Source organism: Geodermatophilus bullaregiensis, assembly GCF_016907675.1.
In the GTDB taxonomy this organism is placed as follows: Bacteria; Actinomycetota; Actinomycetes; order Mycobacteriales; family Geodermatophilaceae; genus Geodermatophilus; species Geodermatophilus bullaregiensis.
Genome location: NZ_JAFBCJ010000001.1, coordinates 4,077,806 through 4,102,721, shown reverse-complemented (window position 1 = coordinate 4,102,721; position 24,916 = coordinate 4,077,806). Strand labels below are relative to the sequence as shown.

The following is a 24,916-nucleotide window of genomic DNA, read 5'->3' as shown; positions in this document are numbered from 1 at the left end:
CTGGGGTGGCGGTAGGCTGCGGTGAACTGACCAATGCTGCGTGGGCGACGGGATGATCGGCTGGCCCGAGGCGCGGATGTACCGGATGGCGGCGGTGAGGGCTTGCAGGCGCTGGGCGACCCGGGCGGTGACCCGGCCAGCGCGCGCCCGCCGAACAGCCCCAGGTTGAGTGGGCATTTAGGCGTCGTAGCCAAACTCAATCAGCCGCCGAAATGGGACCAGCAGCGCCCGACCGGGCCGGGGCGCGCGGTTGCGGTGAGGCGGCGCAGGAGCGTCGCGCCGCGGGCGTGCGGGTAGTGGTCGAGTCCGGCGGAGATGTAGCCCTTGTCGGCGATGAGGGGCAGTGCCGGTCGCTCGGCGAGCGGCCCGCCGTCGTGGTCGAGGGCGCACATGAGCACCTGGCGCTCGTCGAGCTTGGGGTCGGCTAGTTGTACTGCCCAGCGAGGTTGTTTAAGCGTGTGATCGGCGGGTGGCATCCGATCGCGGTGTGGGGCCGGTGATGTGAACCGCCCCCGGTCTCGTAGCGGGCCTTAATCCACGGGAGAGTGGAATCGTGCCTGCACCGAGGAAGTACCCCGACGAGTTGCGTGAGCGGTCGATCCGCTTCGCCTGCGATCTCGTCGACGGCCCGGAGAAGCTGAGCGTGAATGCCGCCTGCCGACGGGTCGGTGAGCAGCTGGGCATCCAGCCGGACACGCTGCGGAACTGGGTCACGCAGGCCCGCGTCGACGCCGGCGCCGAGCCCGGGCTGACCACCGATGAGCGGGCCCGGCTGCGCGAGCTGGAGCGGGAGGTCCTCGAACTGCGCCGGGCCAACGCGATCTTGAAGACGGCCTCGGCTTTCTTCGCGGCGGAGCTCGACCGCCCCTCGCCGCGCTGATCGACTACATCGACACCTACCGGGAGCAGTTCGGGGTCGAGCCGATCTGCCGGGTCCTGCGCGAGCACGGCCTGCGGATCGCCCCGAGCACCTACCGGGCGGCCAAGACCCGCCCACCGTCGGCCCGCGCGCAACGGGATACCGTGGTCCTGGAGCGGATCCGCACGGTGCACGGCGACCGGAAGGTCGGTCGGGGGCTCTACGGCGTGCGCAAGGTGCACGCCCAGCTGCGCCGCGAGGGCGGCGTGGCCGGCCGTCCGGTCTCCCGCCGCCAGGTGGAGCGGCTCATGCGCGCCGACGGACTCGCCGGGGTCCGCCGCGGCCGGGCCTTTCGCACCACCGTTCCAGACTCGGCGGCGGCCCGGCCGCCGGACCGGGTGCAGCGCGACTTCACTGCACCCGCGCCCAACCGGCTGTGGCTGGTGGACTTCACCTACGTGCCGACCTGGTCGGGCATGGCGTTCACCGCCTTCGTCCACGACGCGTTCAGCCGCCGGATCGTCGGTTGGCGCACCGCCTCGGCGATGCCCACCGAGTTGCCGCTGGACGCCCTGGAGATGGCGCTGTGGACCCGTGAGCGGGCAGGTGAAGACGTCAGCGGCGTCATTCAACACAGCGACGCGGGCAGTCAGGGCGGACTCAATCGGTCGTCGCAACGCCCCGTGATCACGGAGGGGTTCGATGGTGCGACGTCAGCAGCAGGCGGATCGGGCTCTGCGGCCGGCCATGAGGTCGCCGGGGCGGCCGATGCCGGCCCCGGCATGTCGAGCGCAACTTCTGGCGGCTGATCGCGCAGGGAAGGCGCACGGAGGACGCCGCGCTCGAGGTCGGCGTGTCCACGCCAGTCGCGTCGCGCTGGTTTCGCCACGCTGGCGGCATGCCGCCGTTGAGCCTGGCCGAGCCCACCGGCCGCTACCTGTCGTTCCACGAGCGCGAGGACCTCGCGCTGCTGAAGGCGAAGGGGCTCGGAGTCCGGGCGATCGCTCGTGAGCTCAGGCGCGATCCCGGGACGATCTCGCGCGAGCTGCGACGCAACGCCGCGACCCGCAGCGGCAGAATCGAGTACCGGGCGACGGTCGCGCAGTGGAAGGCGCAGACCGCCGCTCGGCGCCCCAAGCCGGCGAAGCTGGCGAGCGATCCGCGGCTGCAGGAGTACGTCCAGACGCGGCTGAGTGGGCAGTTGCAGCGGCCCGACGGGACGGTCGCGGCGGGGCCGCCGACGACCTGGAAGGGCTTGAACAAGCCCCATCGTGCGGACCGGCGCTGGGCTACCGCGTGGAGTCCGGAGCAGATCAGCCGACGGCTCGTCGTCGACTTCCCCGACGATGCGGACATGCGCATCAGCCACGAGGCGATCTACCAGGCGCTCTACATCGTTAGGACGCGGAGCGCTCAAGCGTGAGCTGGTGGCCTGCCTGCGGACCGGGCGGGCGCTGCGCAAGCCCCGCGAGCGCTCGCGCAACAGGCCGCAGGGCCACGTCACCGCCGAGGTCGTGCTCAGCGAGCGGCCGGCCGAAGCCGAGGACCGCGCGGTCCCCGGGCACTAGGAGGGCGACCTGATGATCGGGCTGAACCGGTCCGCCATCGGCACTGTGGTCGAGCGGACCAGCCGCTACACGCTGCTGGTTCACCTGCCGCGTCTGGAGGGCTACGGCACTGTCCCGCCGGTCAAGAACGGACCTGCCCTCGGCGGCTATGGCGCCGTCGCGATGAAGGACGCGTTGCAGGCCACGATGGCCACGATGCCCGCCGAGCTGCTCCGCTCACTGACCTGGGACCGCGGCAAGGAGCTCTCCGCGCACGCACAATTCAAGGTCGACACCGGCATCGCCGTCTACTTCGCCGACCCGCACTCACCCTGGCAGCGCGGCACGAACGAGAACACCAACGGCCTGCTGCGCCAGTACTTCCCCAAGGGCACCGACCTCTCCCGCTGGAACCTCGAGGACCTGCTCGCCGTCCAGGCCGCGGTCAACAGCAGGCCCCGCAAGGTCCTCGACTGGAAGACCCCGGCCGAGGTCCTAGACGAGCAACTACGGTTGCTCCACCAAGCGGGTGTTGTAACGACCGATTGAGCCCAGGCAGTACACGGCCATTCGGTATCAGGACCGACTGGCCGACGCCGGTGCGCTCGCCTCGATCGGCAGCGTCGGGGACTCCTACGACAACGCCCAGGCCGAGAGCCTGATCGGCCTGTACAAGACCGAGTGCACCCGCCGCGACGGGCCCTGGCGCAGCGTCGACGATCTCGAGCTGGCGACGTTGTCGTGGGTGCACTGGTTCAACACCACCCGCCTGCACAGCGCCCTCGACCACAGGCCCCCGGTCGAGGTCGAGCAGGAGTACTACCGTTCGATCACCGCCGAGCAGCAACCGCTGCCGGCATAACCGCCCCGCTACAGAACCGGGGACGGTTCAATGGTTGTACTCGTGCAGCCAGGCCGGCAGGGCTTTGCGGCGGGCTGACTCGCTGAGGAACATCCGGGCGAAGGCCCAGCCGTCGGCCAGGGTGCGGTGGAAGCGCTCGATCTTGCCGTTGGTCTGCGGTCGGTAGGGCCGGGTCCGCTTGGGCGTGATGCCCAGCTCGGCGCAGGTATCCCGCCACGCGTGGGAGCGATAGGCCGAGCCGTTGTCGGTCAGCACCCGCTGCACGGGGACGCCGCGGGCGGCGAACCAGGCCACCGCGCGGCGCAGCACGCCGCTGGCGGTAGCGGCGGTCTCGTCATCGTGGATCTCGGCGTAGGCCACCCGGCTGTGGTCGTCGAGCACGGTGTGCACGAACGCCGTGCCTAGACGGGGTTGTGATGCTTGCTGCGGGGCTTGCCGGCCGTGGCGGCCCGGTTGCGGTGGCCCTGCTGGCGGCCGGTGTAGCGCCAGCCGCCGCCGTCGGGGATGTTGCCCAGCTTCTTCACGTCCAGGTACAGCAGGGCGCCGGGGGTGTCGTGCTCGTAGCGGCGGATCGGCTCCCCGGTCGCGCGATCGACGTGGGAGAGCCGATTGAGTCGGCAGCGGACCAGGACCGCGTGCACCGTGGAGGCGGCCAGGCCGAGCCGGTCGGCGATCTGCACCGGGCCCAGCCGCTTCTTCCAGCGCAGGTGCACGATCTTGCGCACGATCGGCCGAGGTGTGCGCCGCGGGCAGCGATGCGGCCGCGAGCTGCGGTCTTCCATCGCCGCCGGCCCGCCGGTCCGGTACCGCTCGGCCCACTTCTTCGCGGTGGGCCAGGAGACGTTGAACACCGCCGCGGCGTGGCCGATCGTCCAGCCGTCTTCGACCACGGCGCGGCCGAGCCTGCGTCGGTGGCGTGGGGTCAGGGCGGCGTTAGCGTGGGACACGAGGACCTCCGGGTCGTGCAGTGGGTGCCTTCAGCAGCTCCACTCCACGTCCGGAGGTCCTCCCGGACAAGGTCAGTCAGATCGTGTCGTCACACGCCCTCGACCAACGTCTCTGGCCAGTACAGCTAGTGAGCCATTCCCAGGAGCTGCTCCGGTGATCAGTTGATCATGTGGTGCGGCCGTGCACTTGGTGGAGCAGCACCAGTGCGGCGGCGGTGATCGCGCCGATGCGCCAGGGGCAGAGGGTGACCCGGCGCAGCGCCTTGAAGGTGGTCTAGAGCAGCGAGTTGCCGCGTTCGGCCGGAGCTCGGGTGGCCGCGTGCAGCAGGTTGACGGTGCGCTCGTCGTCGGTCAGCGGCGCGTCGGAGGTCTTCTTGATCGGCGTGGTCAGTGCCGCGCGCTCGCCCTCGTAGCCGGGATCGGCCAGTACGGCGTGCTCGGCGTCGATCCACTCGGCCGACAGCGGCAGCCGCCTCGGGATGGGTGCGCAGGGCGGTGGTGTCGTGCTCACGCCCGGGCCGGACGTCCGAGGTCCAGATCGACCAGCCGTCGGGCGCGGCGATGACCTGTACGTTGCCGCCGTGGGCGGCGTGCCCGACCACCGCAGGTCGACCTGGCGGCCGGATCGGTCGGTCCGGGCGGTCGGGCCGGGAACGTGGCAGCGGTCGGTCCGGATCCGCGTGCCGTCCACGGTGACGTGCGAGTGGCCGGCGGCGCGGGCCAGAGCAGGCCGGCGGCGTGCGCGCCGGCCAGGACGGCCTCGAGGTCCGGGGCGTGGGCGGCGATCACCTCGAGCGCCTCGTGCAGATAGCGGTAGGCGGTGGCGATGCTGAGCCCGACCTCGCCGGCCAGCGTGCGCACATCCAGGCGGTGGCGCAGCCAGCGCAGCACGAGCACGACCTGGGTGTGCACCGTGCCGGCCCGCTGCGCCGGCCGGGCACCGGGACGGCGCCGACGGCGGACGATCCAGCCGGTCACCGACTTCAACATCGGTACGGACACATCCAGGCTGGCACGATGAGACACAGCGGGCTCCCGGGGAAGCGGAGAGGCTTTGGCGAGACGATCTTTGCCTCGAGAGCCCCGGGCCCTCTTTCTGAACCCAGCCGTCATCAGCAACAACGCCGATCAGCCCATCAAAGCTGGTGAGGCAACCTCACTACTCGACGGCCAACGTGACATCAGCGGCGGAAGGCAAGTAAGTGACGGCGGAGCTTTGGCTGCACCGCCTTCTCAAGGCTAGGACGTTCCGCTCGCATCAGACCTAATACAGCTCAGCTTCGGCGTGGGCACTCCTCCCATCCAGGAGTAGGCTCCAGTCACTGTGACACGGAAGGCCGTTGACCAGGAGCTTGCGCCCTAGGCGCCTTCTGACTGACGGTGCACCGGGACACCTCGCGGTCACGACTGCACGAAGCCAGCGGGTGGTCGACTCGTCCGAAGGGCGCGTCGACTGGGAGAAGACATGGCGTCTCGACAGGTCACTCGGTCCTGCCACTACTGTGAGGCCTCTTGCGGCACGATCGTCGACGTGAAGGATGGCGCGGCTTGTCGCGTATCCGGGGATCGAGCTGACGTACTCAGCGCAGGATACGTCTGTAAGAAGATGCGACGAGTCCTTGACGAAGACACCGACAGGTTGCCCGGCCCACTGCGGAAGCACGGTTCAGCTTGGATCGGGCTCACCTGGGACGAAGCGGTGCGACAGATTGGGCAGCAAGTACTTTCGATTCAGCGTGAACACGGCAGGGACTCGGTTGCCATTTGCTTCGGCAATCCGACCGCGTTTGATTACGCTACTGTCCTTATTGGCCGGCTGCTCACCATGACGATGGGCACCGCAAACAGATACTCCGCCGCTTCACTCGATGGCCTGCCCCACCTCGTCACCTCTCGACTGATGTTTGGCAACCAATTGCTTCTACCTGTGCCAGACATCGATAGGACGGACCTGCTCATAATTATTGGTGCCAATCCGCTTGTTTCCAATGGAAGTGTTCTTTCAGCGCCAGGGATGCCGCGGCGACTAAGGGAGCTTAAACGCCGGGGTGGCCGGCTTGTGGTCGTCGACCCCAGAAGAACCGAGACGGCACGGATCGCGGACAGGCATCTGCAGATTCGTCCCGGCAGTGACGGCATCCTGCTGCTAGGACTAATCCACGCATTGATCCAGAACGGACTTGCGCCGTCAGGCAATTGGGTGACGGACGAGGATCTGCGCTTCCTGCGATTCTTGTCGAACCGTTGGGATTCAAGAGCGGTCGAGACGTTGACCGATATTCCGGCAGAGCAGATCGAGGAACTGGCCAATGACCTCATTTCGCGCGAACGAGCCGTGTGCTATGCCCGGCTTGGCGTCGCACACGGGCCATTCGCAACAGCTACATGCTGGCTGGTGAACGTGCTCAACACCCTCACCGGGAACCTAGACTCGATCGGGGGTGCGATGTTCACTCGACCGGCCGTCGACTTGATTGCTATCTCCCGGCTGACTCGAGACCAAGGTGACTTCGGGGTACGTTCACGGATTCACTCCTTTCCCTCGTTCGGGGGGGAACGACCAATGTCAACGCTCGCCGACGAGATCCTCGCCGAAGGACATGGGGCGATCAGAGCACTCATCACGGTCGGGGCCAACCTGGTAGAGTGCGTACCCGACTCCGCAAGAATTCGTCAGGCTCTTCCGCAGTTGCAGCTACTCGCGTGCGTAGACCCGTTCATCAACGAGACGACGAGCATGGCCCACTATATCCTTCCACCAATATCCTCGTTGTATCGAGACCAGTATCCTCTCATTACCTCGCTCACCGCTCTGCGCAATACTGCGAAGTACAGCCTCCCGGCCTATGACGAGCCACCGCCGGGGCCCGTTGACTGGGAAATCCTGTCTATGTTGCAAAGCGAACTGGCGAGGGGGCGACGCGGGCTCCATCGCATCATTCATCGAAACCTAGCTTCCGTGACCCGGCGCGTGGGTCCGACCCAAATGCTCAATGCTGCTCTATTGGTCGGTCCATATGGAATTCGAAATGCACTCTGGCGACGGCCGCTCGATCTGTCGGTCTTACGCGCGCAAGACCATGGAGTAGACTTCGGGCCGCTGGTTCCGATGCTGCGACGTCGACGAGTGAAGGTGCGCTTAATACCAGAACCCATTAAGGTCGAAGCCGAGCGCATGGTGGATGCGCTCGGGCGTGCGGGTCAGCCGCGCAACGGCGAGCTCCTGTTAATCGGCAGGCGGCGACGCAATTCGATGAACAGCGGAACCGCAAGTTTCCGAGAGGGCGCGTCCGAGTTTGAATCAAGTTGCCTCATCATGCACCCAGCGGACGCCTGTGCGCGGGGCCTCAAGTCCGGTGACAAGGCGCGAGTCTCCTCGGATACCGCGGAAATCGTTGTTCAAGTTGTATCGTCTTACGATATCAAACCCGGGGTAGTGAGCCTTCCACACGGATGCTCTGTCGGGTGGCGAATCACTTCAGGTGATGGTGAAGGCTTGTTGGGCCCTGCCGGCGCCAACGAGCTTACATCTCGCACCTTGGTGGATCACATCGCCGGTTCGGCGGTGCTGAGCGCAGTGCACGTGTCCGTCACAAAGTATGAAGGATAGCAGTTTCTGCGCGGGCGAGCAGCCGCTGATTGCACCGACCACGGACGCTGGTGACGGCGTCCGGTGACATGACGAAGACCTCCGGGTGAGGTGCGGAGCTGTCTAGGATTCGCTCCTTAGTTGGAGCTTGTCTCACGTGGCGAGCTTCTTGTAGCAGGTCAAGGTGGCGGCCAGGGTGAGGAATGCGGTGAACAGCCGGGCGGAGCGTTCGTAGCGGATGGTCAGCCGGCGGTAGCCGGTCAGCCACGCGAAGGACCGCTCGACGACCCAGCGGTGGCGGCCCAGCCGGGTGGAGGTCTCCACGCCGCGGCGGGCGATGCGCGGGCGATCCGCCGGCGGCGCAGCCAGGTGCGCAGATGCGGATAGTCATATCCCTTGTCGGCGTGCAACTTGTCCGGCCGGCGTGGCCGCGGGCCCCGTCGGGAGCGGATGGCGGGGAGGGCCTGCACCAGCGGGATCAGGGCGAGGCTGTCGTGGGTGTGGGCCGCACTGACCGCCACGGCCAGCGGCAGTCCGCCGGCGTCGGTGAGGACGTGCGGCTTGGAGCCGGGTTTGCCGCGGTCGACCGGATTCGGGCCGGTCCGTGGGCCCCCCTTTTCGCCCGGACGCTGGCCGCATCGACCACTACGCGGGACCAGTCGATGGCCGCCTGGTCACCCAGGCGATCCAGTACCGCTCGGTGCAGCCGCCGCCACGGGCCGGCCTCGGTCCAGGCGACGAACCGCCGGTGCGCGGTCGCCTGGGACACCTCGAACTCGGCCGGAGGTGCCGCCAGGCACAGCCGGTGGTCAACACGTAGACGATCGCGGTGAACACCGCCCGGTCATCGACGTACCGGGTGCCGCCGCCCTGCGGGCGCTCGGTCTGCGACGGGATCAACGGCTCAACGATCTCCCACCAGCCGTCGGGCACCAGCGTCTGTCCGATCCGTTCCCCCACGAGCGGGAGCAACACCGACCAGGTCAGACCTCATCCACATGAGACAAGCTCTTAGGAGGTCTTCCTCATGCCACACGCTAATGCCGCCCTGTCTCCGCGTGCCCAGCTTTGCTGGTTCCCTGCGTTGTCGAAAAGGGCTGGTCGCTGCGGCGTGCGGTCGCGCGGTTTCACACCTCGACGAGGACTGCGGCGCGGCGGGCCGGCCGCTATCGCGAGCACGTCGAGGCCGGCATGTTGGATCGACCCAGTCGGCCGAACCGCAGCCTGCGGCGCACGCCCACGCGCCTAGAGCGGCGGATCATGTAGGTACGGGTGCTGCGCCGCTAGGGCCTCTTTCATAGCCGCTAGGACCTTTTTCATAGGTCGCAGCCAGATGTTGATGTTGGTGATCTGGGCGGTGACCTCGTAGCGGACGGTGGGCTTGTCGTAGCGGGTGGCGAAGCCGCGATGCTATTAGTGGGACAAAACAGCTGATGGGCGCATCCTTCCCCTTGACGATCAGTCTAGGCGTCCAGGGTGAAAGCGCACGGAGCTCGAGCCGATGTGCGAGCGGCCGTGTCTGTTGTGCGGCTGCCCCCTGACGTGCTGCACGCCTTATCGGGCCTTGCTTCTGGTGCGGTCTAGCTTGGCAGAGCCACTGTCATCGGGGACATTAGCCAACTCCTTCATGTCGACGTGCACTGGCCGCCGGGGCGGGTTTCCGAGCTGGCGCAGTGGTGCTCCTGTCGTTCGGCCGAAGTGGCAGGACCCGCCCACCTCGCAAGCAACCAAGCTTCGGGTCACCGTTGAGGGAACTGCTGGGCCTGAGCGGCGACTGCCATCAGTAGATGCCGTCGCTTAACCAAGGTGCACGGTTCCGTGCCGAGCGGTTGAGGCGCCTGCCAGTGTGGGCGACTGGTCGGCGATGCGGGCGTGCCGGCTGCGGCCGACGCATCACGGTCCTCATGAGGCCTCCTGGTCTGGCTGGCCCTACGGTTTCCGGACCAAGTGGGGATGTCTCCTCACAGTTGAACCAGCCTCGACCGCAGGCGTGCTCCCGCCAGCCCGCTCGCACATCTAGCGCTTCTGGATCCTGCGGCCGAACCGTAGGATTCGAGGGGTGGTGAACGCCGCTCCTGCAACTATCACCACTCTGCCCGTTGAGGACTCGCCCGACCTTCTCGCCGTCCTGCCCCTCGAGGGGGCGCTCTGCTGGTTGCGCCACGGCGAGGGACTGGTGGGCTGGGGGGAGGCGGCTCGGCTGGAGGTCTCAGGTCCGGCCGCACTGGCCGAGGTGGCCGACTGGTGGGCGTCATACACGTCGGACGCCGTGATAGATGACCAAGTGGTGACGCCTGGCTCTGGCCCCGTATTGTTCGCGAGCATCGCTTTTGATCCCGTGGCCGGGACGTCGGTGTTCGTCGTCCCCGAAGTTGTCGTCGGCCGCAGGCGCGGCGTGAGCTGGTGCACCGGGATTAATGGCGCCTATCTCCACTCAGCCCCGACCGCAGGCGACGCAGACAAATCGTCAGTGCCGGTGCTGCGCTACTCCGACGGAGCGCTCGATCCGGCCAGCTGGTGCACGGCCGTCGCCGCTGCACTAAAGCGGATCGATACCGGGGAATTGACTAAGGTGGTCCTCGCCCGTGAACTGATCGTGGCCGCGGACGAACCACTCAGCCATCAACGGGTGCTGCGCCGACTGGCCGCTCGCTTTCCCCTATGCTGGACCTTCGCCGTGGACGGCCTGTTAGGGGCGACGCCCGAGCTGTTGCTCCGTCGAACCGGGCGGCGACTGTGGGCGCGCGTCCTGGCTGGCACTTCAAGGCGAGGTGCCGGTAATGAGGACATCGGACTGGGCGCTTCCTTATTAGCCTCGGAGAAGAATCGGGCGGAGCACGATCTGGCGCTCGAATCCCTTGTCCGTGCGCTACAACCCTACTGTCGGACGATCACGACCCCGGGTCGGCCCGAGCTGCTCACCTTGCCAAACGTCCTCCACTTGGCGAGTGATGTCCACGGCATTCAACGGTGCAGTGGTTCTGCGCGCGAAGCCGGATTGCTTGAACTCGTCGGCTCAGTTCACCCCACTGCAGCAGTCTGTGGAACTCCTGCCGGGACGGCGCGGACGCTTATCAAGGAGCTTGAGGCAATGGACCGCGGGCGCTACGCAGGTCCGGTTGGTTGGCTCGACTCTCGGGGGGATGGCGAGTTCGGATTGGCCCTGCGGTGTGCCGAGTTCGGCCGGGATGGCTTCTCGGCACGCCTCTTTGCCGGCTGCGGTATTGTTGCGGGTTCCGACCCGTTGGAAGAACTCATCGAGTCTCAGGCCAAGTTCTCGGCCGTACAGGCTGCCCTGGAGTGCTGACCGGCAATTGTCGGTGTGGCTTGCCACTTGCAATCTCCTAATGCCGGTGGATTCGTGCTGGCAACCTCGCATCGACAGAAAGACTCGGGATTGTAGTCGGCCAATCAGACCGCGTTGCGTATGTCTTGACAGCATGCCGTATGGCAGGCGCAGGGGACTGCCCCCAGTGCCGACCTGACAAAGTGAGGGGACCTCTGTCGGTTGAATTCCAGAGTCGGCGAGCCATCGAGGAGGTCCTAGACGGCGATGGAGCAGGTGCTCCGAGAAACCCAGCACTAGGCCCTGTTTGGAAGTCGCGCAGCCAGGTGTCGCTGTCGCTGACCATCACGGTGGCCTCGTAGCGGACGGCGAGCTTGTCGTCGCGGGTGGCGAAGCCGCGGTGCTGCTTGTGCAGGTTGATGCCGCACTCGGCGGCCTGCCGCTGCCGGTAGCCGGTCAGGATCCATCGTTGGCGGTCGCCCGCCGGCCGACCCTTCTTCCGCCGGTTGGCCTGCTGGTCGGCCTTGACCGGCAAGGTCGCCGGGATCCCGCGCCGGCGCAGATCGGCCCGATTGGCGCGGCTGGAGTAGGCCTCGCAGGCCAGCACCGAGGTCGGTCGGTTACGCGGGCGAGCCCGGACCCGACCGGCGTGGTACCCGGATTAGCCCGAGCACGTTGGTGAACTGGGGGCTGTCGGCGGCCTGCCCGGGCTTTACCACCGTGGTCAGCGGTTTGCGTCCCTGCTCGACCGCCAGGTGGGGCTTCGTCGTCCACCCGCCGCGGGAGCGGCCCAGGGCGTGATCGGCCGGCTACCCGACCGGCGGCGTGCGCTGGGTCTCCGGATGGCGGCGGGCGCCGGCAGCGTGCTGGTGGGCCCGGTAACCCTTGAGTCCACCTGTCCCGCGTCAAGCAGCTGGCGAATCGTCGGTCTCGGGAAAGTTGGGGATCAACGGGTCGGCCAGACCGAGGTGGACATCGAGGGCGGGTTCCAGGCCAGCGCCTCGTGCGGGCGGACGGTGCTGTACTCGACCCGGTAGTCCTCGGCGTGCGCGACCAGGTCCAGGGCGTCGGGCCTCTCTTCGAGAAGGATGACATGAGGAGGGACCCCCTCAGCTCAGCGCACCCTGGGTGCGTCGACTGTGAGGGAGCTTGAGGAGGCCCCCGATGGGGATCGTAGGCGGGCTGGACATCCACCGGCGGCAGATCACCTTTGACTACCTCGACGAGCGCAGCGGCGAGACTTGGCACGGGCGGATCGCCCCGGCCGACCGGAAGCTGCTGCGCGGCTGGCTGCACAAGCTCATCGCCGACGGCGACGCCGGCACGCCGGCGGCGTTCACGGTGAAGGGGTGCACCGGCTGGCGGTTCGTGGTCGAGGAGTTGCAGCGTGCCGGGGTCGAGGCGCATCTGGCCGAGCCGGCCGACACCTCCGCCGCGCGCGGGCCGAAACGGCGGGCCAAGACCGACCGGGCCGACGCCCGGCTGCTGCGCGAGCTGCTCGCCGACGGCCGGCTGCCCGAGTCGTGGATCCCGCCGGCCCAGGTACTTCCAGATGCGCGCCCGGCTGCCGCTGTTCCGCGACCTGCGCGAGCAGCACACCGCCTGGGTGCAGCGCATCCACGCCATCCTGCTGCACCACGGCGCCCCGGCGGTCACCGGCGGCCTGCTCGGACTGGACAGTCGCCGCCGGCTCGAGGCCGGCGCGGGCCTGTCACCGGCGGGGCGCGAGGCGGTGGCCGCCACGCTGCGGATCCTCGACGCCCTGGATGCCGAACTCGATCCGCTGCGCCGCCAGATCACCGCGTTCGCCGCCCCGCCAGCCCGGCTGCCGGGCGCTGCAGGCCGACTACGGCATCGGGCCGATCACCGCGACCGCGTTGTGGACCGAGCTGGGCGACTCGGCCCGCTTCTCCGCCTCCCGCAAGGCGGTGCGGCACACCGGGGGTGGACATCACCGTGCACTCCTCGGACGGCAAACGGCCGCCCGGGTACCTGTCCCGCCAAGGATCGCCGCTGCTGCGCTGGGCGCTGTTCGAGGCCGCCCAGTGCGCCGCCCGCCCCGGCTCTCCCGATCACGCCTACTACCGGCGGGTCGCCGAGCGGGTCGGGCGGCAACCGGGCCGCCCTGTCGGTGGCCGGCAAGATGGCTCGCCGGGCGCACCAGACCCTGCGCGCCCTCGGTGACCAGGCCCTCGCCCCGGTCTGATCGCCGCAGTCGCGGTGCGCGCATCTGCCCATCCACCGATGCCCGCGGCCCGCTCCAGCTGAAGCGCTGCCGACCGTGCCTCGCGCACGGAACGGCCTGGACAGACCGAGCGGCCGCCTCCCCGCCGGGACACCCCATCGATCATCATGTCACCGCAGCCGCACTGACCCTGGCTGCGCGCACCGAGATAAGGCCGGGCGCCCGCGCACCGCAGCCTGCCCCTGCGACCACCCGGCGCCGACGCCGGACCGGGAGCCGCTCATCGACCGAACACGCTCACTCCTCCCCTCCGCGGCGAGCAATCTGTGCCGGTCCTCGCCGCGGTCAAGGTCGTTCGTCCAGTAGGGCGCTCCACCTTGACCGCGGCTGCGGGCCGGCACCATCTCAAGCCGCCAGACGGGGCCAGGACCATGGACCCGATTGACCGGGGGTCCCTCCACAGATAAAAGCTTCTCGTACTTGAGCGAACCGAAGCCGCGTTCGCGTGAGCCGTTCCGTCCCGGGGTCTTGACCCGGGTGCGGACGTGGCGCAGCTCGGGGTGGGTGGCGATGAACGCCTCGAACCGAAACGACCGGAACGGCCCGCCGTTGTCGGTCACGATGGTGACCAGCGGAACCACCTGGCCGTGCTCGTCGCGCTCGGCCAGGTCGATCAGCGGGCGGCCGCCAGGCGCTCGGCCTCGGTGAGCGCGAGTTCGACCGCGGCGATCGCGTCGTGCTGGTTCGCCGTCGGTGCCACGTGCCAGCCCAGCTCGTACTTGCTCCAGTAGTCCCGGCAGCCGGCCAGCCGCCACGTCCCGCCGGCGCTGGTCTCGATACTGGCGAGAAGTCCAGCTGCCACACCTGGTTGGGCCCGGTCGGCTCGGCGGCGAACGCGGCCTTGCGCCGAGCGGCCAGCTGACCGCGCTCGCGCTGGTAGTTGGCCTCCAGCAGCAGCCCCTCGTCGCGCAACAGCCGCAGCACGGTGGCCTGGGAGACCCAATGCCCGTCGTGGCGGCACATCGCCCACACCTTGCGGTGCCCCCAGGCCGGATGGGCCAGCGCGTGCCGGCAAGCGGCGTCCCGGACCCGCTCCCGGGCCGGCCGCGGCCACGGGCCCCGCGTCGGCCGGTCGGCCCGGGCGCGGGCCTGACGGCGGCGCCAGGTGCGCTCAGGCACGCCGATCAGCGCGCAGAACCTCGTGGTCGGCATGCCCGCCTCGACGCGGATCACCTCGAGGTCCGCGAAGGGCCCAGGCGACCCTCGGCGGACTTCTTCCACACCCGCAGCTCGACCGCGGCCTCACCCAGGGCCTGGGTCAGCTCGGCGACCTCGGCCTCCAGCTGCGCCTCCCGGGTCGACGGGCCGGACTTGCCGGCCACCAGGCCGGCCCGGCCGGACTCCAGGAACTGGCGCTTCCAGCTCCCGACCGACTACTCGGACACCTTCGCCCGGCGCGCGGCCTCGGCGACGGTCACCTCTCCGGCCAGGATCGACAACACGATCCGGACCTTCTCCTCAGCCGGGAACACCGGCGGCCTCACCATGAACGATCAGACTCCTTACACCAGGTCAGACCCGCAAGCAACGGGCCCTGCCAGAAGTCTGACGCGCGACAAAAGCCTTGTGGCGGAGATGAAGGCGAGGAGCGCGATCGTGGCATCCCGGTGCCCTAGTGACACAACGGTGACGCCGTGGTGACGCACCTCCGCGAAGATCTCGACCGTGGGTCTGGCGTCCCTGCTACTGCTCTTCGAGCTCCTGACTGCTCTACGGCCGTCGGCCACGGCGCCTCCGGCATGTCTTGGAGCCTGCATGGGCTTTCCCAACGGATAGTTCAGCAGGCGCGCATAACCGGTGCTGCGTGCGGTCGTTGCGTCAATCAACAACACCGCGGGTTCCTCTTGGAAGACCTGCCTTATCGAAAGCGGAAGATGGGAGCGTCGTATGAAAACCGTCGTGCCCGACGCGCAGCTCGGGCAGCTCACCGTCACGCAGATTCAGGTCGGTGAACTTAACGCCGGCCCGATTCAGGTCGGCCGCCTTGTGCTCAACGACACCCGTACCGCCGTCCAGACTGGGGCAGCCGCGTTCTCCAACTTGCGGGTTGAGTTGCGGCTGGAACTGACGCTGCGCTGGAAGATCACTATTGACCTGGGATTTTTCGAGCGGACGTGGGATGGCTCGATTCCCTTCGGGGTGCAAACCCCGATGATCCGAGTGGGGGATCTGACGCTGCCGGGCCTGCAGCGGTTCGACCTCGGCCTGGCGTCCGTGTCGGTCGAGCAGTTGGAAGCCACCGTCGGCCCGCTGCGAGACCTGACGTTGAGCGGTCTCACTGCCGAACAGGTCCGCGTCGCCGACATGACCGCCCCGGTGCAAGACTTCACGATCACCGGACTGGGCCTCGGTGGGGCCTCGCTGGAAGGCCTGAACTTGCCTGATGCCTCCGTCGGCGCGGTCACCATCGCCCGCCTGCGCGGCCTGGCGGTCCCAATGGACTCGGTCACGATCCCCGACATCGCCCTTCCCGCTGCAAACGCTGGCCGGATCGTCGGCGAAGGCCTGGACACGGACGCCGAATCCAATCCAATCGACCTCACGGCCGACGCGGGCATCCTCGAGGTCACCCTCGAGCTCGTGCCGGGAGTACGACTCCTCGCCGACCAGCTAATTCTCGACGGCGTCAACCTGGCCCTGTCGGTCGGATCCCTCGAACTGCACGACGTCGTACTCCCGTACGAGGTCCTCAACCTGACCCTGTCCCAACTCGGCATCCAAACCGTCGACGTCCCGAAGATCCAGGTGACCTGACATGAGCGACCCAACACGCACCACCGTGCATGTGGACGTGCCAAAGGTGGACAACGTCATCGAGGTGAGTGAGCTGCTGGCTGCCCTGCGGGATTTTGCCGCCCAGCAGACTCCGCCATCGGACTCCGCTGGCGCCACGGAACTGAATCAAGTCCGTGACCTGGCCGCACAATTAACAGACCTCGTCGCGGGGATGCCCGATATCTTCCACCGGCGACCAAACCCGCCTCCCCAACCTTGACCGCGCTGGCCTGGACGACGCCCTGGCAACGAAAGGCCTTACGCGCCGAACCACTGGCCCTCGACTTCCACGATACAGCGACCGGGACAGGAGACACTCATGCAGACGGTGGTTCCCGACATCCGGATGGCACGGGCCACCATCGCGCGCGTCGCGATCGGCCAACTGGCGCTCGGCCCCATCACCGTCGGTGAGTTGATTGCTGGTGACCTACGCGTGGGCATGCGGTCTGGTCGCGTCGAGCTACAGAATCTTGAGGTCATCCTGGAGGCGCGGTTGCTGCTGATCTGGTCCATCCGCATCCCATTGCCGTGGCCGTTCGACGACATCGTCATCGCCGAGACAACGACCGACCTGGGAACCGTCTCGCTGCCCTTTGGGTTCGGAAGCCCAGCTATTCCAGGGTTGGAGAACATCGACCTCCAAATCCCCGAGCTCCGCGCAGCCGACCTCGTGACCGAGGCCGACCCCATCACCGGGCTCGAGCTGTCGGGGGTGCAGGCCGAGGGAGTCCAGGTCTTCGAGCTGACTCTGCCGACCGCCGGATTCCAATTCAACGGCCTAGCACTCACCGGTGTGAACCTCAACGACGTCACCGCCCCCGCGGCGGCCATACGCGGCGTCGCGGCCCGGAGCGTGCAGAGCGCCCCGCTCCAGGTGCCGAGCCTGCGCCTGCGGGGACTCGACCTTCCGGCCGCGGCGGCCAATGACGTCAGCAGCGGGCCCATCGAACTCGCAGTCCCCGGCCCCCCCTTCCAAACGCCCCCCTTGAGCCTAGGCGTCCTCGGAGTACAACTGCGCATCGAGGCCTCGGCCCGGACCCGGATCGCGCAGATGCGCCTGTCGGACGTCCAGGTGGGCGCGAACGCACGCACGATCGAACTCCGGAACGTGACCATTCCCTACGGCGCCGTCGAAGTGACCCTGTCGGACCTCGGACTCGACGTCCTTGAGATCCCTTTGGTGGGAGTGGCCTGAGATGTCTCCCGAATCACGCCAACCAGACCCGTCCGTCCAGGCGGCCTTCGAGCTCCCTCAGGAGCAGCCACCGCAGATCCAGCTGAGTCTGACCGACATCCTCACCCACCTGACAACCAACGCCCAGGCGCAAGTCAGCGTCACCGCAGCCACTCGCCAGGCCCAAGGAATGGATCCCCAGAGCGTTGACGAGCTCAACCGGCGACTGCAGAACGTGACGCGGCTCGCCGACGAACTCCAAGCCGAACTAGCCGCAATCCAGATTCTGCGGCCTCCCGACCAGGGGCGCCCGGTCGTCCTCTAGGGTTGATTTATATGCGGTAGCCGGCAACTGCGTCGACCCGAGTAACGGACTGCACGCGGCCGCGTTCCGTAACGGCTCAGGCTCACAACCCCGTCGGGCGGCATCGAGACTGAGTATCAGGATTTGCCGCCGATAAGGCAGTGGACGCGGCGAACCCGTGGCAGCGGATATCGCCAAGGTCTATCCCCTTTCGGGAGACGGAGCAGGTTCCATCAGAGAGCAGGTTTTATCAGAGCAGGTTCCATCAGAGAGGGCATCGACCGCCGCTCCACTAGACCGATACGGCTTGAGGGTCAGGCGACCCTACATAGTGTCCGCTCGGCTGCCCGACGAAGCGCCGAGCGGGCTGGCGATGACGGTAAATCTCCAGCTGTCGGAGCGCCTGGTCAATCAGCTCCGTTGCGACACTTCGGGCCCGGGCCAACGCGCCACTGCTTTCGAGGATCGCTTGCATCTTCCGATAATCGGACATGATGTCCTGATCGCTGCACGAGCCAGAGATGACGGACTGGACGAAGTCGGCCTCTGCGGAGGGCGCGGACGTCAACGCGTAGATTATCGGCAACGTGACTCGACGATTACGCAAGTCGCTGACGCCTGACTTTCCGGTCGCAGCCTCATCCCCCGAATAGGCAAGGACGTCGTCCGTGATTTGGAAGGCTACTCCCACCGTCTCGCCATAGTTCCGCAGTGCCACCTCTTCGGCGCAGGTTGCTCCACCGAGAACGGCCCCCGTCTGGCACGCTGCGCGAAACAGGCTTCCGGTCTTGCCTCGCACAACCTCTTGGTAGTGCTCTTCTGTGGCTGAGCAATTCTGCAGAAGGTGACCCTCGAGAGCCTGGCCAAGGCATAGGTCGACGCAACTCTGGGCTGTTATCCCGAGCGCCCGGACGATCCTATCGGCCGGGATCCCCGATTCACACAGAGCCAAACTTCGAAAAGCCTGGAATATGAATAGGTCACCGACCAGCAGCGCGGCGTCGAAGCCATACTTGCTCCATATCGTTGGCTGACCTCGACGCATCACGTCATGATCCATGATGTCGTCATGCACGAGGCTTGCGAGATGGCCGCACTCGGCCCCCACGGCGGCCCACTCGACCGCCACCGCGTCACCGCCGACGGCGAGACAAGCGTTCAACAGCATCTCGCCACGTATCATCTTCCCCGGGCGTTCGGCCGCATACTCCACTGCCTCGAGGATAGGGTTGAAAGGGTAGGAAGTGCGATCCTCGCCTGCTACCAGATCCAGGATCTTGCTCTGCAAGATGCTTCGCGTTTGGTCCACTGACAGATACTTCTCGGACGTGGTGCGATGCCAGGCGCCTGCGCTGTGCATAGGATGACCCCTCCACCGCTGTTTGGGTTGACGCGGCAGTTGCTGGTGCAGGGAATGTTAGCGCCCCCGGGACCACATGGATAGATGGTAGATCCCGGTCAATGGATCACTCGGCAGGGCTGCGGCGCGAAGCTCACTCGGGGCCACGCAAGCCCTGGATGGAAGTGTCGTCCTCGATAGGGTCGATGCCAGTTCGACGGACATGTCGGGCTGTCCTCACAGATACGTGGTGGCCTCGTACCAAAACACCCGGGACGATGACCGAGCGCGCGCTGAAGTTGTCCCTTGGGCGAGCTTTGCTGAGGCGGGTATCGAGGCGGTTTGCAGACCTTACGGGTGCGGGTTCAGTTGACGAGCCGACTCGCTACTTAGAGCTTGTCTCACGTGGCGAGCTTCTTGTAGCAGGTCAAGGTGGCGGCCAGGGTGAGGAATGCGGTGAACAGCCGGGCGGAGCGTTCGTAGCGGATGGTCAGCCGGCGGTAGCCGGTCAGCCACGCGAAGGACCGCTCGACGACCCAGCGGTGGCGGCCCAGCCGGGTGGAGGTCTCCACGCCGCGGCGGGCGATGCGCGGGCGATCCGCCGGCGGCGCAGCCAGGTGCGCAGATGCGGATAGTCATATCCCTTGTCGGCGTGCAACTTGTCCGGCCGGCGTGGCCGCGGGCCCCGTCGGGAGCGGATGGCGGGGAGGGCCTGCACCAGCGGGATCAGGGCGAGGCTGTCGTGGGTGTGGGCCGCACTGACCGCCACGGCCAGCGGCAGTCCGCCGGCGTCGGTGAGGACGTGCGGCTTGGAGCCGGGTTTGCCGCGGTCGACCGGATTCGGGCCGGTCCGTGGGCCCCCCTTTTCGCCCGGACGCTGGCCGCATCGACCACTACGCGGGACCAGTCGATGGCCGCCTGGTCACCCAGGCGATCCAGTACCGCTCGGTGCAGCCGCCGCCACGGGCCGGCCTCGGTCCAGGCGACGAACCGCCGGTGCGCGGTCGCCTGGGACACCTCGAACTCGGCCGGAGGTGCCGCCAGGCACAGCCGGTGGTCAACACGTAGACGATCGCGGTGAACACCGCCCGGTCATCGACGTACCGGGTGCCGCCGCCCTGCGGGCGCTCGGTCTGCGGCGGGATCAACGGCTCAACGATCTCCCACCAGCCGTCGGGCACCAGCGTCTGTCCGATCAGTGCGCCGCGGGTCCATGCCGAACTCGCCTTGGGTTGGGCCTCGCCTGCTGTCCCAGCAGGTCACCCGGCTAGTGCGAACGGCCGGACTGGTCGGGGTCTCCCCCGCCGTGGCCACTGACGTGCCAGGGCGGTGCCGGGGGTGGACGACGATATGGTGCGGCGACGTTCGCGCGGACGCACCCGACCGGTCATGGGCCACCGACATACAGTAAGACCGAGTTCCCGTCCTCCGATGGCAAGGTGGACTGCGCCGCCGTCTTGGACGTCTACAGCCGCGCGGCGGTCGGCTGGTCGATCGCCGACAAGCGGCGCCTCGAACTGGTCCTCCCCTCCCCAAGGTGGCCAACTGATGCCGCTCCCCCTGCTCGAAGAGAGTGATGCACTCCAACCGCGGAGCCAGTACACCTTGAATTCTCGGCCACCAGCTGTGCACCGCCGCGCTGCTGGGCTCGACGGGCAGGGTGACCTCCACGGTCGACAACAGCCTGATCGAGTGGTCCTGGCCAACGATGCAGCACGAACTGCTCGACCGTCGGACACGCAGTGTCCGGGCGAGATTGACTCGGCGGTCCTCGAGTGGAGTCCTCGCTATCCTTACATCAGCCGAGCGACAAGCCGTTCACCCCGCCGGGCTTAACGCCGCGCAATCACCCAACCCGACATGTCCGCAGAACCGGTCAGAGACTCGGCCGCCAAGTGACCGCTCGAACTCGCGGCGTCGCCTGCGTTGCAGCAAGCGCGGTCAATCTGAGCGCCACAGGTCGACCGCTGAGTAGTGTCTCGACGTATGGATCAGTTGCTATCCCTGGCCGAAGAACGGTTCATCCTGCTGACGACGTACCGCCGATCCGGTGAGGCGGTCTCCACGCCTGTGTGGGTCGGACGCCAGGGTGATGCTCTTGTCGTCCTGACTTCAGCCAGGAGCGGCAAGGTCAAGCGGATCCGTCGTGACCCCCGCGTCCTGGTTCAGCCCTGCGGGCCCTTCGGCAAGGTTCCTAAGGGCGTCGAGCCGATGGCTGGAATCGCTGAGGTGCGCGAGGATCCGACCGACGTCGAGCGGGTCACTGCGATCATCCGGCGGACGTACCCCATTGAGTCCCGCGTCTTCATGCTTCTTGAGCCACTTCACGAGTGGCTCCGCCGTCAGGCGCCTGTCGCGCATTACGCGTTGCACATCACTAGCGACCCCCGGGTCGCGGCATAGAAAGTATAAGCGCGTAAAGAAGTGTTGAGCGCGGCCTGGTCCGCCCCGGGTGGGTTAGTTCACTCCCAACTCAGTCTCTGCACCATGGCGAGGTGATTCACTACAATCTTGCCTGTCATGGCCGTCGAGGTGATGTGGTGCGTCTAGCGGATGCTGTCTCATACACGGGAGGACATGCTCCTCCGGGGCAGGCAGACGACCGCTACTGATCTTCGACTTGCGACCGTTGCTGCAACCGCTCGGTCACCAGGTCGGCCAGGCGCTCGTGGTCCAGTTCACGCACGCCGCCACGCCGGATGTCGTCGTCCGGACCCAGACCCTCCTCGTCATCGCGCGGCCGTGCTTCGCCCCGCGCCGCAAGACGTAGCGCGAGGAGGTCGGCGAGGCGGTTGTAGTCCAATTCACGCACGCCGCCACGCCGGATGTCGTCGTCCGGACCCAGACCCTCCTCGTCATCGCGCGGCCGTGCTACACCCCGCGCCGCAAGACGTAGCGCGAGGAGGTCGGCGAGGCGGTTGTAGTCCAATTCACGCACGCCGCCACGCCGGATGTCGTCATCCGGACCCAGACCCTCCTCGTCATCGCGCGACCCTGCCACACCCCGCGCCGCAAGACGAAAGGCCACCCGGTCTGCCAACCTGTCCAGCTCCGACCCCCGCAGCACACCGACGCGCCCCCTCCGATCGGGCACCTCGTCGGCGACTCTGCGGGCAGTGCTCCCCAACTCGTCAAGGAAGCGACCATTGGCTCGGATGAACCCGGCGACCAGGTTCTCCACCAGGTCCGAACAGGACGAGGTACCGACCAACTCATCGGAGAAGGCCAGAGATGCCTCCGAGAACCCGTCGGCCAGGCCGCCCGCAACCGACCCGTCCCGCCTAACGCGGGTTCTGCCGCGACCGGCATCCGCTCCGACCGTTCGCTCGGCGCCCATGTCTGCCGGCAGATACGGATCCGCGTAACTAGCCATGGTGAACCTCCTCGTCCCTTAGACGGCCTAGCGTTCGGATCCGACTCTCCGGATCACAGAGGTGAGGGCAAGAAACAGCATGACGCATCCGACGAGCGCCAGCCAGGGGTGCTCGGCGACAGAGGTCGTGGAGTCGACAATCGCACGCATGACCGTTGACTCCGCCCCCACGAGGGCCAGGGCTGCCAGTCCGATGGCGGCGAGCCCCGCGACAGCGCGAACGAACCGTAGGGTCATGAGCACGATCTGTTCCCAACTCGACAGCCCGCGAAGCGTGGCGCGACCCAGCTGAGGCAGGCGAGTCAGGGCCCACTCGGCACTCTCGGCCACCGCAAGCGGCGTGCGGGCGAGGCGGAAGGCGGTGTAGGTCGACCGTAGCTGCCCACCCACCGCCTGCCGAATTACGTCTTCTCGAGCATCTTCCACGAAGCGGGCGAGATGACCGATCCAGTGCATCGTCGGGTAGAGCCGAAGAACAACCATATCGGCGATAAGAACGGTGCGGTACAGGGCGACGGTGCTGACCGTCATCGGCAGCCGGCTTCGCCGTAGTGCCTGCAGAGTTCTCGTGAGGAATACGCCCGCGCTCTTCTCAGCCAGGCCTGCCTCAGGGTCCTCGTTGGCGAGCAAGTAGTCCCTGATGCTCAATTTGAGGTCGTGTTCGAACGGACGGAGGTCTCGGCCTTCCGGGATCGGCTCGATGCTCTCAAGCATTGCTAGGTATGCATCATGCGAGCGGCCGCGTACGAAGGCCTCACGCAGGCGCAGCTGCAGCTCCCACTGCCGCTCGTCAATCCAGCCGGTTAGCCCAAAGTCCACCCAGGCAACAGTGCCGCCCGCCATGACGATGAGGTTCGAGGGATGCGGGTCGGCGTTGAAGGTACGGAACCGCATGGTCTGCTCCAGGACCGACCTGAAGACAATAATCGCGGTTCGTTCTGGCGTGATTCCCATGGCCGCCCATCGCGTAAGGGACGCCTCATCCCCTTTCACCAGGGCGTCAATGAGTTCACGCACAGCCACTCCATCGATTCGCTCTAACGTCAGCATGTTGAAAGTGGAGAGGGAGCGGTAGACCTTCGGCGCATAGTGTGCGATCGGATCGACGACCATGCGGCGCCTGATGTAGGCCGTGTTTTGGGCCTCACGGCGAAGATCGAGCTCTTCCAGTGCCGCGCGCGACAGTTCGTCGACGAGCCGCCGGATGTCGAGGCCGCGCAGGACCGGAAGCGTGTCAATTACCCGGGCGGTCAACCTGATCCAGGCCGCATCGACCCGCATCAACGGGCGGATGCGCGGCTTCAACACTTTCACGACGACGCGCTCGCCGTTATGCAGGATCGCGCCGTGCACCTGGGCCAGTGAAGCGGTCGCTAGGGGCGTGCTGTCGAACACCGCGTAACTCGCCTCCAACGGGAGGCCGAGCTCTGCCTCGATAATGCGCCGGATGTCCCCCGTCGGCACGGGACGAAGCCGGTCGAACAACTTGCTGAGCTCTTCGCAGTATTGCGCCGGGAGCAAGTCGTATCGCGAAGCGAGCAGCTGCCCGATTTTGACGTATCCGCCGCCGCAGGTCTCGAAGTACCAGCGAAGGAGGCGCGGGCCCGCATCCCTCCCCAGGCCCCTCCTAATCAACAACAGTGGCCCGCATAGTACGGTCAGCGCCGCCACCCAACACAAGCGCGCCACCGACCACACTACGGATACCCCCTGCCTTTTTGATTACTCCTGTTTGCCACCTCCGCCGCGAGGGCCGGCTAAGTCATCAGAGGTCGCTAGCCCTCCTTCGCCGGATTGTCGTGGTACGCGGCGACGAGAGGTGCGGACATGAGCCGCTGCCGCCCCGCCAGCCCTACGGGGATAATGTGCGGCACGGATCGCGCATAAGAAGCATAACATTCACCGAACACCAGTCGAAGACGACGATCCTCTAGGACGTTGTATACAAGCCCATAAAGAACATTCGCTGCGGCCACGGCGATTGCAGTAGCTGTTCCCACCGCTACGGCAAGGCCGCAGGAGAAGAAGATGCCCGACCAGAAAAGGGGATGCCGGACGTGCGCGTACGGTCCTTCACGCAGGGGCTGGAAGGCTGCAGTGCCGACGTACTCCGGGACGAACCCGACCCTGGCGCTGCCCAGGGTGCGCCACGCCTTGATAAAGAGGACTGTGGCGCCGACGGCGACCACTCCTCCGGCGGCCGCTCGCAGGTTAAGCAACGGCGTACCCACAGGCAGCAGGGCCGACTCCCCGGCCCGGATGTTCGGGCCGTTGATGGCGGGGCGCAGCATCTGGGCGAAGCTCACGGTCAGGCCAGGGATGAGGTCCACGAGAAAGGCCCGCCGATACGGCAGCAGAGTCGACTCTCGTAACCACCTCTGCCTATTTCGGGGGAACACTAGGCTGTGCCAGACAGTCCACAATAGCCAGGTTATCGCCACGACACTGACGGTTCCCGCGAGACCCACGTTAAGGTACCACTCAAGGACGGCCAGCGCGCTGGCGGCAGCGACGGTGGAGGCGCCGAAGCCAAACCAAATGGCAAGAGCCGCGACCTTCCGAGCGGTCCGGCCGCAAATGCCCAGAGCAGTCAGCAGTTCGTTCACGTCCCCA

General features: G+C 67.0%; 14 protein-coding genes, 9 pseudogenes and 1 other annotated feature. Of the genes and pseudogenes, 12 read left to right on the top strand and 11 right to left on the bottom strand.

Translation table 11 applies throughout. The features are described 5' to 3' along the window. Positions 1-45: 45 nt before the first annotated feature. Positions 46-428: pseudogene (locus JOD57_RS27445) on the bottom strand (IS982 family transposase); the annotation flags it as partial. A 125-nt stretch (positions 429-553) separates the two neighbouring features. Between JOD57_RS27445 and JOD57_RS19650 the strand changes: the two are divergent. The 4 genes and pseudogenes from JOD57_RS19650 to JOD57_RS19635 form a co-directional block, all read left to right on the top strand. Then, a complete protein-coding gene (locus JOD57_RS19650; protein WP_204693558.1) occupies positions 554-880 on the top strand; it encodes a transposase in 327 nt (108 codons plus the stop codon). Continuing rightward, positions 838-966: a sequence feature (AL1L pseudoknot), on the top strand. It overlaps the preceding gene by 43 nt. Then, positions 877-1,503 (top strand): annotated as a pseudogene (locus tag JOD57_RS19645) (IS3 family transposase); the annotation flags it as partial. (Overlaps the previous feature by 90 nt.) The gene JOD57_RS19650 and the pseudogene JOD57_RS19645, both read left to right, overlap by 4 nt. Positions 1,504-1,561: 58 nt before the next feature. Then, a pseudogene (locus tag JOD57_RS19640) lies at positions 1,562-2,955 on the top strand (IS30 family transposase). Between the two features lie 7 nt (positions 2,956-2,962). Next, positions 2,963-3,268: pseudogene (locus JOD57_RS19635) on the top strand (integrase core domain-containing protein); the annotation flags it as partial. 30 nt (positions 3,269-3,298) lie between these two features. Here JOD57_RS19635 and JOD57_RS19630 read toward each other — a convergent pair. Together JOD57_RS19630 and JOD57_RS19625 are read right to left on the bottom strand one after the other, a co-directional pair. Further along, positions 3,299-4,215 (bottom strand): annotated as a pseudogene (locus JOD57_RS19630) (IS481 family transposase); the annotation flags it as partial. A 166-nt stretch (positions 4,216-4,381) separates the two neighbouring features. Beyond that, positions 4,382-5,241, bottom strand: a pseudogene (locus JOD57_RS19625) (transposase family protein). A 439-nt stretch (positions 5,242-5,680) separates the two neighbouring features. On the opposite strand from JOD57_RS19625, the gene JOD57_RS19620 reads away from it, so the two are divergent. Then, positions 5,681-7,825, top strand: coding sequence for a molybdopterin-dependent oxidoreductase (locus JOD57_RS19620; RefSeq protein ID WP_204693557.1), 2,145 nt, complete (start codon positions 5,681-5,683; stop codon positions 7,823-7,825). A gap of 132 nt (positions 7,826-7,957) precedes the next feature. Here JOD57_RS19620 and JOD57_RS19615 read toward each other — a convergent pair. Continuing rightward, a pseudogene (locus tag JOD57_RS19615) lies at positions 7,958-8,752 on the bottom strand (IS5 family transposase). Positions 8,753-8,831: 79 nt separating this feature from the next. On the opposite strand from JOD57_RS19615, the pseudogene JOD57_RS19610 reads away from it, so the two are divergent. The 3 genes and pseudogenes from JOD57_RS19610 to JOD57_RS19595 all read left to right on the top strand — a co-directional run. Beyond that, positions 8,832-9,067: pseudogene (locus JOD57_RS19610) on the top strand (leucine zipper domain-containing protein); the annotation flags it as partial. Between the two features lie 796 nt (positions 9,068-9,863). Continuing rightward, complete coding sequence (locus JOD57_RS19605; RefSeq protein ID WP_307824804.1) at positions 9,864-11,111, top strand: isochorismate synthase; 1,248 nt, start codon at positions 9,864-9,866, stop codon at positions 11,109-11,111. A 1,143-nt stretch (positions 11,112-12,254) separates the two neighbouring features. Beyond that, positions 12,255-13,274 carry a transposase gene (locus JOD57_RS19595; protein ID WP_239568670.1) on the top strand — a complete coding sequence of 340 codons (1,020 nt, stop codon included), beginning with the start codon at positions 12,255-12,257 and terminating at the stop codon, positions 13,272-13,274. Positions 13,275-13,948: 674 nt separating this feature from the next. Here JOD57_RS19595 and JOD57_RS25705 read toward each other — a convergent pair. Both JOD57_RS25705 and JOD57_RS25700 read right to left on the bottom strand, forming a co-directional pair. Further along, entirely contained in the window at positions 13,949-14,137 is a 189-nt protein-coding gene (locus JOD57_RS25705; RefSeq protein WP_239568668.1) for a hypothetical protein, read from the bottom strand. A gap of 367 nt (positions 14,138-14,504) precedes the next feature. Beyond that, positions 14,505-14,657, bottom strand: coding sequence for a hypothetical protein (locus tag JOD57_RS25700; RefSeq protein WP_239568664.1), 153 nt, complete (start codon positions 14,655-14,657; stop codon positions 14,505-14,507). A gap of 565 nt (positions 14,658-15,222) precedes the next feature. Between JOD57_RS25700 and JOD57_RS19580 the strand changes: the two genes are divergently transcribed. From JOD57_RS19580 to JOD57_RS19570, 3 genes are all read left to right on the top strand, one after another. Continuing rightward, on the top strand, positions 15,223-16,089 hold the full coding sequence (locus JOD57_RS19580) for a hypothetical protein (protein ID WP_204693553.1): 867 nt from the start codon (positions 15,223-15,225) through the stop codon (positions 16,087-16,089). A 1-nt stretch (position 16,090) separates the two neighbouring features. After that, entirely contained in the window at positions 16,091-16,330 is a 240-nt protein-coding gene (locus tag JOD57_RS19575; RefSeq protein ID WP_204693552.1) for a hypothetical protein, read from the top strand. A gap of 99 nt (positions 16,331-16,429) precedes the next feature. Beyond that, positions 16,430-17,308 (top strand): hypothetical protein, encoded by an 879-nt coding sequence (locus JOD57_RS19570; RefSeq protein WP_204693551.1) that lies wholly within the window; start codon positions 16,430-16,432, stop codon positions 17,306-17,308. Between the two features lie 575 nt (positions 17,309-17,883). Here JOD57_RS19570 and JOD57_RS19565 read toward each other — a convergent pair. Continuing rightward, positions 17,884-18,804, bottom strand: a complete 921-nt coding sequence (locus JOD57_RS19565; protein ID WP_204693550.1) for a polyprenyl synthetase family protein — start codon at positions 18,802-18,804, stop codon at positions 17,884-17,886. A gap of 527 nt (positions 18,805-19,331) precedes the next feature. Continuing rightward, a pseudogene (locus JOD57_RS19560) lies at positions 19,332-20,126 on the bottom strand (IS5 family transposase). A 790-nt stretch (positions 20,127-20,916) separates the two neighbouring features. Here JOD57_RS19560 and JOD57_RS27355 point away from each other — a divergent pair. Then, a complete protein-coding gene (locus JOD57_RS27355; protein WP_204693549.1) occupies positions 20,917-21,333 on the top strand; it encodes a PPOX class F420-dependent oxidoreductase in 417 nt (138 codons plus the stop codon). 202 nt (positions 21,334-21,535) lie between these two features. Here the strand turns inward: JOD57_RS27355 and JOD57_RS19550 are convergent, their stop codons facing one another. The 3 genes from JOD57_RS19550 to JOD57_RS19540 all read right to left on the bottom strand — a co-directional run bounded on the left by JOD57_RS19550 (position 21,536) and on the right by JOD57_RS19540 (position 24,909). Then, complete coding sequence (locus JOD57_RS19550; protein WP_204693548.1) at positions 21,536-22,303, bottom strand: hypothetical protein; 768 nt, start codon at positions 22,301-22,303, stop codon at positions 21,536-21,538. Between the two features lie 27 nt (positions 22,304-22,330). Then, on the bottom strand, positions 22,331-23,974 hold the full coding sequence (locus tag JOD57_RS19545) for an ABC1 kinase family protein (protein WP_204693547.1): 1,644 nt from the start codon (positions 23,972-23,974) through the stop codon (positions 22,331-22,333). A 104-nt stretch (positions 23,975-24,078) separates the two neighbouring features. After that, a complete protein-coding gene (locus JOD57_RS19540) occupies positions 24,079-24,909 on the bottom strand; it encodes a methyltransferase family protein (protein WP_204693546.1) in 831 nt (276 codons plus the stop codon). Positions 24,910-24,916 lie beyond the last annotated feature (7 nt).